Origin of the sequence: Psychrobacter sp. L7 (assembly GCF_002810365.1) — a bacterium.
Classification (GTDB): domain Bacteria; phylum Pseudomonadota; class Gammaproteobacteria; order Pseudomonadales; family Moraxellaceae; genus Psychrobacter; species Psychrobacter celer.
This window is the reverse complement of record NZ_NEXR01000009.1, coordinates 96,836-108,788: the sequence shown is the minus strand read 5'-3', so window position 1 is coordinate 108,788 and position 11,953 is coordinate 96,836. Positions and strand designations below refer to the sequence as shown.

Below are 11,953 nucleotides of genomic sequence, written 5' to 3'. Positions count from 1 at the left end.
GTGGTCTATTTGCGAGGCATTTAGCGATAATATTGGAATTGCTTAATAAGTTGTATATACAAATTATCAAAGATTTATTTTTCATGCAAGCATTTTTTGTATGGGGTAAGATCTTTGACGTAAGTCTGTCTTAGTGCCGGCTTTTCTTTGTCTTCTGTGGTCGGTGAGCCAACGCAGGTAGTGATGAATGGATGAGGGCTGCCGCGGCGACGGATGGTCATGGTATTATGAGGCTATTATTTTGCTAAAACTGACGGTAAAACACGGACATGACAAAACAAGTTCCCGCTTATCAGCGGATCAAAAACGCAATCTTGGACAATATTCACTCAGGAAAGTGGCAAGCAGGTGAGGCCATCTCTACAGAGATGGCGCTGGCTGAGGAGTTTGGCGTATCGCGCATGACGGTCAACCGTGCGCTAAAAGAGCTGAGCGAGGAGCGGGTGCTGGAGCGCCGGCAAGGCTCAGGGACCTTTGTCGCCCAGCAGCAGTTTAATCATACCTTTGTAGAGGTGCGCAATATCGCGCAGGACTTAAGGTCAGCCAACCGCGATTATCAAGCGCAGGTGGTGAGCAAACGTGTGATCACCGCAAGTATGCTAGATGATGAGCTGCGCCGTAAGTTTGCTATCGACAGTGCGGCAATCTCAGGCGCGAGGAGCGCGGCGGATAGTAGTGCGGCGGTCTTATACGAAGTGAAAATCATTCATTTCGCCGACGGCCTGCCCATACAGTTTGAGGAGCGCTGGGTCGATGCGCAAAAGCTGCCCGAGTTTATCGAGCAAGACTTTAGTATTATCAACACCAGTGAGTACTTGATTGCCAAAAGTCCACTGGAGCGCGGTAGCTATACCATTCGGGCGCTAGCAGCACCAGATGAGATCGCCGCGCTGCTACAGATTGCCCCGCAGTCTCCCACATTGGTGCTGCGCCGTCAGACCTATTCAGCAGGGAAGGTGTTGACCTTTGTGAAAATGTGGCACGCAGGGGAGCGCTATCAGTTCTCAGGCGAGCTGTGACCACAAACGAGCAAAATTGGCTGTTGCTCACTGTTTTTGTACGTTTATTCTTACCTAAGTGCGTTAGTATAGAAACAATTGAGTTTTTTTGTTTGAAAACCTTTTGTTTTAAACCCTTTGTTTGAAAGATAGGGACAGGCTGTGATAAGAAAATGCAGAAAGTAGCCAACACAGTATTGAAAAAATTATCTGCAGTCCTCAAATCGGGCAGCTAAAGCCGATGCGCGCTGTGCGGACACTGTCCAAGTACTATTTGTTTGTAAAGGTGTTTGCCTGCATGGTTTTATCATACTGTTTTCTTATACAGCTTTTGCCTACAGCATGGGCACCCTATACTTTTGCTAGACACTTTTAGACTTATTCATTCATCTTATAAGGACGCCTTATGAAACGTCGTACTCTTTTAGCCCTCGCCGCCAGTACAGTCCTGCTCGCTGCTTGTGGTCAGTCTACTACCAATGACGCCGACAGCAATGCGACTGATAATGCCGCGAGCGGTGGCTCTGATATGCTGCAACGCATCAACGATGGCGGCACGATCAATGTGGGTACTGAGGGTACCTATCCGCCGTTTACCTATCACGATGAAAGCGGCAAGCTGACCGGCTACGATGTCGAAGTCACCCGTGCAGTGGCGGATAAGTTAGGCGTTGAGGTCGAGTTTAAAGAAACCCAGTGGGATGCGATGCTCGCAGGCTTAGACTCGAAGCGTTTTGATATGGTGGCCAACCAAGTCAGCCTAACGACGCCTGAGCGCCAAGCAAAGTACGATCTCGCGCAGCCTTATAGCTGGTCTGGTGCCGTGGTACTAGCGCCTACCGACGACAATCGTTATGGCTCGTGGGATAACCTAAAAGGTCTACGTAGCGCCCAGTCGCTAAGCAGTAACTATGGTGAGCTGGCCGAACGCTATCAAGCCGAAATTGTCCCTGTCGATGGTATGGCGCAAGCGATTCAGTTGGTCAAGCAAGACCGCGCTGACTTTACCATGAATGACAATTTGGCCGTACTCGATTATCTAAAAAAATTCCCAGATAGTGGCCTTGAGATCAAACTGGTTGCTCCGGCCGACGAGCAGCGCGGTTCAGGTTTGGTGCTATTAAAAGGCAATGACGCTGTCGTGACGAAGTTAAATGAAGCCATGAGCGAGCTGCATGCCGACGGCACGCTGACCAAGCTTAGCGAAGAATTCTTTGGTGCTGATATAAGTCAACAAAAATAATGCTAGCGTCTCTTACCTCAGCGTTAACCGATCTATTGGCACTGCTGCCCTTTATGAGTCCTGATCGAGCGCAAATCGTCATCGACTCGTTTTGGCCGATGCTCAAGGGTGGTATCTACTATTCGATACCGCTGGCTTTGATTTCGTTTGCCATCGGTATGATGATTGCGCTGGTCGTGGCGCTGATTCGTATCGTGCCACGTACAGGCTGGCTGCATGAGATTGTCTACCGTCTGGCCCGTATCTATGTCTCGGCGATTCGCGGGACACCGATGCTGGTGCAGTTGTTTATTATCTTTTATGGCCTGCCAAGCGTCGGCGTCAAGCTCGACCCATTTCCTTCAGCGATTATTGCCTTTTCGCTCAATATCGGTGCTTATGCCTCAGAGACGGTACGTGCCTCGATTTTGTCGATTCCAAAAGGTCAGTGGGAAGCAGGCTCGACGGTTGGTTTGACGTATCTGCAGACCTTTCGCCACGTGATTTTGCCGCAAGCGTTACGGGTATCGGTACCGCCATTGTCCAATACCTTTATCAGTCTGGTCAAGGACACGTCATTGGCGTCGCTGGTATTGGTCACAGAGCTATTTAAGCAAGCGCAGATCATTACCGCCCGCAACTATGAGTTTATGCTGGTCTATACCGAAGCGGCTTTTATTTATTGGGCCATTTGTTTGTTTTTGACCTTTATCCAAGGCAAGCTTGAGACCAGACTCGATCGTTATGTGGCCAAATAACCGACAAGTATCGGCCATTGCCGCCATTTCACTCAAGCGACGAGCCAAGTATGGTAGTAGCTATTTGCTTACTCGTGTTTTGTTATTATTCTTTATTTGTCAGCGGAAACCTCTATGATTCAAGTCAGTAATATTCACAAAGCCTTTGGTGACAATCAAGTGCTAAAGGGCATCGACTTGACCATCGAAAAAGGCAAGGTGGTGGTGATACTTGGGCCGTCAGGGTCGGGCAAAACCACGTTTTTGCGCTGCCTAAATGCGCTGGAGATACCCGATCAGGGCGTTATTGCTTTTGAAGACGGTAGCTTGACGGTAGACTTTGCCACCAAGCCTAAGAAAAAAGCCCTGCTGGCACTGCAGCGTAAGTCTGGCATGGTGTTTCAGTCTTATAATTTGTTTCCGCATAAAACAGCGATAGAGAACCTAATGCTTGGGCCGACGGTGGTACAGGGGCAAAGCAAAGTCCAAGCGCGTACGCAGGCGCTGGCCTTGCTCGATAAGGTGGGCTTGGCAGACAAAGCAGATCTGTATCCGTTTCAGCTCTCGGGCGGGCAGCAGCAGCGCATCGGCATCGCACGTGCGCTGGCCATTGAACCGTCGCTGTTATTGTTTGATGAGCCAACCTCAGCGCTTGATCCAGAGCTGGTACAAGACGTACTTGGCACCATGAAGCAGTTGGCCTCAGAGGGCTGGACGATGGTGGTGGTGACCCATGAGATAAACTTTGCTCGTGATGTGGCCGATCATGTGGTGTTGATTGAGGGTGGCCATGTGGTCGAAGAGGGCAGCGCCAAGCAGCTGTTTGAAGACTCTACCCATCCTCGTACGCAAGCGTTTTTACAGCGTATCGAGCAGTAATCGGGCGCAATAGATATTGTCTGGCGCAACCTTGTGACTCTTATATAAAGCCTTTACGCAAAAAATAGCCTCAACGATGACATCATGGTTGGGGCTTTATTTGTTTTTAATCTATTTTTTCACTAAAGCTTTTGTTTTGCTAAAAAGGTTTTGGTCGCCGTCTGAGCCACCTTGGTACGCGCGTAGTCGTGCCATTTAACATGGCATTCAATAAAGCCGCCAGCAAAATCAGTACCACGCCTACATATTGTATCCATGAAAGCGCCTGATGCAGGAGCAGTAGAGCCAAAGCAATGGCGGTCAATGGCTCAAAGATAGTAAAGACCGATGCGCGCGTGGCAGGCAGTTTCTCTAATGCTTTCATATACAGCGCAAACGGCACCACCGTACCAATCAAGGAAAGCCCCAGTGCGTAGCCCCAGGTGGCCAGCGGTAAGGCAAATAGCTGCCCGTAAGTACGATACGTCTCAGGCAACAACAGCAGTACGCCAGCACTGATGATAATTGAGGTAAAAAACACCAACGGCGCAGGGTGGGCATAGTGCATCGCGCGTTTGCCAAGGACACCGTAGAGCGAATAACACACGCCAGATAGCAGCCCAAGCGCGATACCCCAGTTGACTTTTGCCTCATCACCCAGCATCGTCAAACCCACACCAAACACCGCCATGAGTGCCAGTAGCGCTGACTGGCGAGTGATAGGCTCCTGCAATAACACCGCAGAAAACAGCAGGCTAAACACCGGTGCGGTATATAGCAAAGCAACCGCAGGGCCCGCGCCGACATAGATGACGGCAAAAAAATAACAGAGCGACATACCAAGCACGCCTATCAAGGACTGCAGCGCCAGCCCCAGCCACTGCTTTGGTCTTAGAGCAGACAGATGGAGCCAGAGCGTTGGTAGCATGACCAGCACCAAAAAAGCGGCGCTCACGATGCGCAAAATAGTAATCTGCCAGCCACTAAAGCCGCTCTGGTTTAGATAGGTGGAAAATATCCCAAGCGTGCCCCAACAGACCGCAGCGCTAATGATTTGAATGGTGCCTATCCATGACTGCCGCGCTGTCATCGCGCTCTCCGTGTGTGCCATATCGCTCTCTATTTTATTTTCTAGAAAATTCAAACAATAAGCGAGCAGCTGGCAGCCTAGTAGGTGCTGTTTGCTCACTACGCGCCTAAAATAACAAAAGACAACCTGATAAAAGGCTGCCTTTTGTTTGTTATTTTCAGTCTAACATTAAAGCGTTAATGAAGGACTAACACAAGTCCATTAAACTTAAAAGTCGATTTACTTGGGCTGCATGATTTAAACTTGCAGTAAAAAATTGCTTAGCAAGCGTTTGGCACCTTCTGTGGCAAATGACTCTGGATGAAATTGCACGCCCTGAATTGGATAGTCTTTATGCTGCAATCCCATTATCTCATTGCCTGCGAGCGCCGCCTCTGTCAGGCTCAAGTGATGATGGGCGTCATTGGCAACGACAGCAGTGACGGTTAAGCAGTCAGGTAGCGTATCCGCCTTTACCATAAGCGAGTGATAGCGCATGATTTCTACCTCTTGCGGCAAGCCTTGATAAACACCTGCATCGTCATGGCGAATGGCGGAGACTTTGCCATGCATCGGTACGTGAGCTCGTATCACATCGCCGCCGAATACGTGGGCGATACCCTGCATGCCTAGGCAGACGCCCAATATCGGCGTGGTTTTTCCCATGATTTTGATGACTTCTGCACAGATGCCAAAATAGGCAGGATCATCAGGTGCCCCTGGGCCAGGTGAGATGATAATGCGGTCAAGATTCATCGCTTGTACGTCAGCCAAGGTGATCTCGTTGTTGCGTTTGACGATGACGTTTGCAGCGCTAGCGCTGTCTTTATCGTCTCCCATGGTTTGCAAAATCTCGCCGATATATTGATATAAGTTAAAGGTAAACGAGTCGTAGTTGTCGATAATCAAAACATTCATAAGTCATCACTCTTTGCTGAAGTAGAGAGGGGTTTAGGCGGTCATAAAGCTGTCCAACACCACTTTCATGGCAGAGAGCTTACGCTGGATTTCTAAGTATTCATCAGCAGGGTTGGAGTCGTAGACATTGCCGCCGCAGGTTTGCGCGTAGGCGGACTCACCATTGATAAATAGACTACGAATAGGAATGGCAAAAATACAATCGCCATTAAAATTAAAGGAGCCAAGCGCGCCGCCATACGCACCGCGGCCATCAGGCTCTAGCTCGTTGATGACTTTGATTGCCTCGACTTTTGGCGCACCTGATAAAGTACCGGCAGGAAAGTTGCTGGCAAGCGCGCTAAACATATCTTCATCAGGGTGCAAAATCCCAACGATTTCAGAGGAAATGTGCTGCACATGTGAGAAGCGTTTGATGTCCATCAGGCTGCGCACCTTTACCGTACCAAAGCGCGCGACACGGCCGATATCGTTACGGTGCAAGTCGACCAGCATATTATGCTCGGCGATCTCTTTGGCATCGTTTAGCAACGCGCGGGCAAGCTGACGGTCTTCTGCGACATCGACGCCGCGTTTGGCGGTGCCAGCCAGTGGATAGGTTTCCATCTCACCTTGTCGCAAGCGAAACAGCAGCTCGGGGGAGGCACCAATGATGCACTGCTCAGCAAATTTCATAAAGTACATGTGCGGTGATGGATTGACCGCGCGCAGCTTTTCATAAATCGGCATCTTGTCGCCGCTAATACGATATTTGGATTTAAAGCCCACCTCGCACTGAAAGATACGCCCAGAGATGATGTCTTTTTTGACTTGCATGACGGCGCGCGCATGCTCATCTTGGCTCATGCCATCAGCCAAAAACTCAACCGAGGGCGGCTCATAGCAGGGGATGGGTGCATCAAGCAAGGCCTTGATTTGCTCGATACGATTGTCTTGCTGCTCGGTAGGATAGTAAAAATAGAAGATTTCTCCGGTCATCTTATCTAGCGTTAGGCCATCGAGATAGACGCCAAATTTAAAGGGTTCAAAATCGTCGCTTGCCTTTGCATTGAGACTTGGCTCAAAAAAATTGACACTGTCATAACCTAAGTAGCCGACCAGTCCGCCTGTTTGATCACGAGCGATGACGTGCTGCGGGGTGATGCTGCGTAGTAGCTCATAAGGGTTGTCCGTTTGATAGTGCTGGGTTTTGGCGGTTTGATTATCAGTAATTGCCAAAGTTGTGCGGTCAATAGCGGCAATGGTCATCACAGGGTCAAAACCAATAGCATGATGGCGCGCCATATGTCCATCTTCGCCTAGTGACTCAAGCAGATAGCAGGTCTCAAAAGCACGCTCAATACGTTTAAATAACGCAAAAAAATCGATATCTTGGGTGAGTTTGATGCGTTTTGGTTTGCTGGGAATCTCAATCGCCGCAGGCGGATTGTGCTGTAGGGTAGGTGTCATAGTGATGTCCAAAGTGAGTTAGATAGGTGTCAGATAGAGATAGGCAGAATTGATACTAAGCAAAGTTAATACTAAGCAAAGTTGATACTAAGCAAAGTTGATACTAAGCAAAGTTGATACTAAGCAAAGTTGATACTAAGCAAAGTTGATACTAAGCAAAATTGATATAATGGCTAATCGCTTACGCATTTTCTCTATGCGTCGCCAATAAAGCGCTGACGTCATGCGCCTGCATCGCCTTGGCGCCGCGCGAGACAGTGGCAATACCAACCCCTAATTGCTCAGATATCTCACGCTGGGTCACGCCGCGCGCCAACAAATCAAAGATACGTATACGGTTGGCAATCTCTTGCTGCTCTTTTTCTGTCAGCAGCGCGCGAAACAACGCCTCGATATCCGCACTATCAGGACAGTTTGCCAAATGCTGTAATAAGCTGTGATAAGGGTTGGTACTCATGGTATGTCGTCTTATAATAATCAGTCAGATAATAAATAACAGAACAAACTCTCTTGTTTCAGCATTCTAGTACAGTAGTACAAGAAAAACAAGGTATCTGCCTATCTTTTTATGATATTTATTGATGGCGTTGATGCGTCAATCGCCATCTTCCTCCCTTAGGTTTTTCGACCGCCTTTACAAATTATCATTAAAACGCTTAATTTCTCACATTCATTATTGCCAAATTGTTAATACTTGGTTATGATGCCTGTCATTATTTAAATGCTAATAATTATCATTAATATTATTAATGTTATTCGTATGTGAGCCATGCTGTAGCGTCTTGGTGTTTGTCAATGTGGCGATATAGCAATGCATTGATAAATGCAGGACAGGCTACAGTCACAGCTAAAATTTAATATTGATCGTCATCAAAGTGAGTGTGTTATGCGTGAAGTAAAGTTACCAATCTCATCCAATCAATTAACCGTATTATCTATGGGCGTGGCAGCCATATTGTGGACGCAGGCGGCTAGTGCGGCAGCAGACGACATGCCAAGTACTACACTACAGACCATTACCGTCACGGCCAACAGCTCAGTACGAGACAAAGTACAAGAAGATGGCGTGTATGTCGAAGACTATACGCCAGCTGCGCAGGCAAGCCACTTAAGTGATTTTTTGGATGTCATACCAGGGGTTGAGGTCGGTGGCACCTCATCGGTCAATCAGCGCGTGCGTGTGCGCGGTCTTGACGACACCAATCTAAAAGTGACGATTGATGGCGCGCGTCAAGAAGGCGCGATGTTTTATCACATGGGTGATATCACCATCGATCCAGACCTATTAAAACAAGCAGAAGTGGCAGTGGGTAACAACTCTGTCACGCTCGGTAATGATGCACTTGGCGGCGCAGTAGCATTTGAAACGGTCGATGCAGTAGATTTACTCAAACCGGGTCAAAAGGTCGGTGCCAAACTACACGCAGGATACGGCAGTAACAACGACGAGCTACTGACATCAGCCACCGTCTATGGTGCCCCAACTGACAACGTCGATTTGTTGGCCTACTATGGCAAGCGCGATGCAGATTCTGGCGAAGATGGTAGCGGCCGTGAGCTTTTTGAAGACAGCGAAAGCGAAAACATCTTATTAAAAGCAGGGGTTTCGATCCTTGACGATCACCGAGTGGGCGCCAGCTTTAGCCGTACCGAAAAAAAAGGTATCTTTCCATTTCGTCCAGATTTTCCGAGTTTGAGTGATGAGAGAATACCGCAAAAGGTAAGCCGAGATACTTACACTGTCGATTATAACTTTAATCCAGTAAACCCTTTGGTTGATGTTGATGCCAATATCTATCAGACCGAGACCGAGATCTTGCGTGATAACGATACTGAAGTCACGCCTGGCTATGATTGGAACGCTAAGATAAAAACCACTGGCGCGAAAGTTGAAAACACCAGTGTGATTGAGAGTGCGTCGGGTCGCCATAAGCTGATCGCAGGTGCTGAGCACTACCAAAAAGAGTCAGAGATGGCGCGCGACGGTGCGCGTACAGGTAATGATGAAGCCAAAAACACCTCAGTCTATCTAGAAGACCAGTGGCAGATGGGTAAGCTAACCCTCACACCAGGCGTTCGTTACGACCGTTATGAGTCTCCTGAGTTTGTATCGGACGGCAAAACGTATGACAATGTGGTTGGTGCGTTGGCAGCCAGCTATGAAATCGCGCCGCGTACGCAAGTGTTTGCCAGCTACACAGAGCTGTTCAATGGTCCAGATTTAGGCCAGGCGATATTTAACAGCAATGGTGATGGTATCTATGTCAATGATGACCTAAAACCAGAAGAAGGCTATAACTCTGAAGTAGGTGTCGCGACTACGCTACGAGGGCTGACGCTTGCCGATGATGCGCTACAATTAAGTGCAAAATACTTTAAATCAAATATCGAAAACTATCAGCTGTTTATGAGAACTGGTAATCGCCCAGGAAGATTTGGGCTTGACTGTGAGACAGGAGCAATCGGCGGTGAATGCCAAGGTATGTACAACAGTGCCGAGGACTACGAAATTAAAGGGGTTGAGCTGGCAGCCAACTACAGCACTCGTGACTTTGGCATGGGTCTTAGCTATGCGCGCGCCCGTAGTGAAGGCAGTGAAACAGGCGACAGCATCCCATCAGTGAGTGGCAGTGGTGCTGACTCGGGTGATCGCTATATGCTCAATCTAAACTACGAGCCAAGTGATGAGGTGGGACTAGGCTGGCGCAGTACTTATGTCGCGCCGCTCACCGATAACAACCAAGACACCAAGCCAAGCTATGATGTGCACGATGTGTATGTGAACTATTCACCACGTCAGTTTGATGGTCTAAAAGCCACAGTTGGGGTTTATAACCTGTTTGATGAAACTTATGCTAGCCACGCTTCACGCTTAAATCCAGCTGATGCTACGGCTACAGATTTTGAGATGGGTCGTAATATCAAAACCTCTTTGACCTATCAATTCTAATCTAACTGTTATTAGTAATATCTAAAAGCCAGCTCTCTGTCTAAGAGAGCTGGCTTTTTTATGGCTGCTTTTGAGATGAAGACACGCCAAAAAAGAGTCATATCAATATTTAAAAGATAACAGCAAAATAAAAGGATAAAAAATGACCAAACCTACTCCACGAGTATTAGAAGTAAAAGGCATCGCCGATATCACGCCGAACATGCGCCGCATTACGCTTGGCGGAGCGGGGATGCAAGACTTCCCAATCGAGCAAGAAAGCGCCTATATCAAACTGATGTTTGTAGGGGAGGCAGGAAAAAAGCCCATCATGCGCACTTATACCATTATCCAGCAACGTGACGATGAAATCGATGTCGATTTTGTCTTGCATGGTCTCAATCACAAAGGCGCTGAAGGTCCTGCCTCACATTGGGCCAAAACCACACAAGTCGGTGATACTATTTTGATCGGTGGGCCCGGTGCCAAAAAGCTTATCAATCACGAGGCGGATTGGTTTTTATTGGCGGGAGACATGACCGCGCTGCCCGCCATCACGGTAAACTTAGCACAGCTGCCCGAGGATGCCGAGGGCTATGCCGTCATAGAGGTGCTGAGTGAGGATGATATCCAGCTGCTACAAAAGCCGAAGAATATAACGCTTGAGTGGGTAATCAATGCCGAAGCAAGCAGCAATCATTACCCCATTCTTGAGCGTATTAAGACGCTAGGCTGGCCGGCTGGTGAAGTGGCAGTGTGGGCGGCGTGCGAGTTCAATAGTATGCGAGCGCTGCGTCAGTACTTCAAACAAAAAGAACTGGCTAAAAGTCATCTTTATATCTCCAGCTACTGGAAACTTGATAGCAATGAAGATGAGCATAAAATCGTCAAACGCGAAGATGCTGCATTAGGGTTATAAGGTGACGTAGCCACAGTCCTGCTTAACTATAACTATAGCAATGTATCGACAATCACTGGCCGACCTTGATGGTTAAGTACCGTCACATCGACGTTATATAAATCTTTCATGGTAGCTTTAGTTATGACATCGACAGGCTGCCCAACCGCCATCACTTGGCCAGTTTTCATCATGACCACAGTATCGGCAAACTGCGCGGCTTGGTTGATATCATGTAGGACGATGACCACGGTTTTTTGCTGACTGTAGCTAAGCTCGCGCAGCTCACGCATCAGACGCCCTGCATGGTACATATCCAGATTGTTTAGCGGCTCATCGAGCAGTAGATACGGCGTGTCTTGGCAGACAATCATCGCAATCAGCACGCGTTGCCGCTGACCACCAGAGAGTGTCGATAAAAAACGCTCGGCTAATGGCTCAAGCTCAAAACGCTCGATCATTTCTTGTACTTTTTGCTCGTCCTCCGCGCTCGGCTGTCCTTGATGATACGGATAGCGGCCAAACATCAGCAGCTCATGCACGCGCAGACGACCTTGCACTTGGTTGTCTTGCCCAAGCATCGCCACCGTCTTAGCCAAAGTGCGCGCAGGGCAGCTGACAATGTCATGCTCACCAAACATCACTTTCCCAGACTGTAGCGGTTGTAGCCTTGCCATGACCGAAAATAAGGTGGATTTGCCCGCGCCATTGGGGCCGATTAGGGCAATCACTTGGGCGCTTGGTAAGGATAAGCTGATGTCATGCAGGATTTGTTGTTTGCCGATATGGTGGGAGATATTATCGAGTTTAATCATAATAATTCTTATTTTTTAGATAAAATTTAATCAGTTTTAAATAGTTTATGATTTTTTATA

The 11,953-nt window shown here is 48.2% G+C and carries 11 protein-coding genes; 6 read left to right on the top strand and 5 right to left on the bottom strand.

What is annotated here, in order from left to right:
- Positions 1-269 precede the first annotated feature (269 nt).
- From CAP50_RS09495 to CAP50_RS09480, 4 genes are all read left to right on the top strand, one after another.
- Positions 270-1,019 carry a UTRA domain-containing protein gene (locus tag CAP50_RS09495; RefSeq protein WP_100749834.1) on the top strand — a complete coding sequence of 250 codons (750 nt, stop codon included), beginning with the start codon at positions 270-272 and terminating at the stop codon, positions 1,017-1,019.
- Positions 1,020-1,404: 385 nt separating this feature from the next.
- Positions 1,405-2,241 carry an amino acid ABC transporter substrate-binding protein gene (locus tag CAP50_RS09490; RefSeq protein WP_075100544.1) on the top strand — a complete coding sequence of 279 codons (837 nt, stop codon included), beginning with the start codon at positions 1,405-1,407 and terminating at the stop codon, positions 2,239-2,241.
- Positions 2,241-2,978, top strand: a complete 738-nt coding sequence (locus CAP50_RS09485) for an amino acid ABC transporter permease (protein WP_025644029.1) — start codon at positions 2,241-2,243, stop codon at positions 2,976-2,978. Before CAP50_RS09490 ends, CAP50_RS09485 begins: the two co-directional genes overlap by 1 nt.
- 114 nt (positions 2,979-3,092) lie before the next feature.
- The gene (locus tag CAP50_RS09480) at positions 3,093-3,836 is read left to right on the top strand and encodes an amino acid ABC transporter ATP-binding protein (RefSeq protein WP_100749833.1); all 744 of its coding nucleotides are present in this window, start codon (positions 3,093-3,095) and stop codon (positions 3,834-3,836) included.
- Positions 3,837-3,975: 139 nt separating this feature from the next.
- On the opposite strand, the gene CAP50_RS09475 is transcribed toward CAP50_RS09480, so the two are convergent.
- From CAP50_RS09475 to CAP50_RS09460, 4 genes are all read right to left on the bottom strand, one after another.
- The gene (locus tag CAP50_RS09475) at positions 3,976-5,004 is read right to left on the bottom strand and encodes a DMT family transporter (RefSeq protein ID WP_241900730.1); all 1,029 of its coding nucleotides are present in this window, start codon (positions 5,002-5,004) and stop codon (positions 3,976-3,978) included.
- 138 nt (positions 5,005-5,142) lie between these two features.
- Entirely contained in the window at positions 5,143-5,802 is a 660-nt protein-coding gene (locus CAP50_RS09470; RefSeq protein WP_100749831.1) for an anthranilate synthase component II, read from the bottom strand.
- Positions 5,803-5,835: 33 nt separating this feature from the next.
- The gene (locus CAP50_RS09465; RefSeq protein ID WP_100749830.1) at positions 5,836-7,251 is read right to left on the bottom strand and encodes an anthranilate synthase component I family protein; all 1,416 of its coding nucleotides are present in this window, start codon (positions 7,249-7,251) and stop codon (positions 5,836-5,838) included.
- A 181-nt stretch (positions 7,252-7,432) separates the two neighbouring features.
- The gene (locus CAP50_RS09460; RefSeq protein WP_100749829.1) at positions 7,433-7,708 is read right to left on the bottom strand and encodes a Trp family transcriptional regulator; all 276 of its coding nucleotides are present in this window, start codon (positions 7,706-7,708) and stop codon (positions 7,433-7,435) included.
- Between the two features lie 429 nt (positions 7,709-8,137).
- Here CAP50_RS09460 and CAP50_RS09455 point away from each other — a divergent pair, with 429 nt between their 5' ends.
- Positions 8,138-10,201 (top strand): TonB-dependent receptor domain-containing protein, encoded by a 2,064-nt coding sequence (locus CAP50_RS09455; RefSeq protein ID WP_100749873.1) that lies wholly within the window; start codon positions 8,138-8,140, stop codon positions 10,199-10,201.
- Between the two features lie 142 nt (positions 10,202-10,343).
- On the top strand, positions 10,344-11,099 hold the full coding sequence (locus CAP50_RS09450) for a siderophore-interacting protein (RefSeq protein WP_100749828.1): 756 nt from the start codon (positions 10,344-10,346) through the stop codon (positions 11,097-11,099).
- Positions 11,100-11,131: 32 nt separating this feature from the next.
- Here the strand turns inward: CAP50_RS09450 and CAP50_RS09445 are convergent, their stop codons facing one another.
- On the bottom strand, positions 11,132-11,893 hold the full coding sequence (locus CAP50_RS09445) for an iron ABC transporter ATP-binding protein (RefSeq protein ID WP_100749827.1): 762 nt from the start codon (positions 11,891-11,893) through the stop codon (positions 11,132-11,134).
- Between the last annotated feature and the right edge of the window lie 60 nt (positions 11,894-11,953).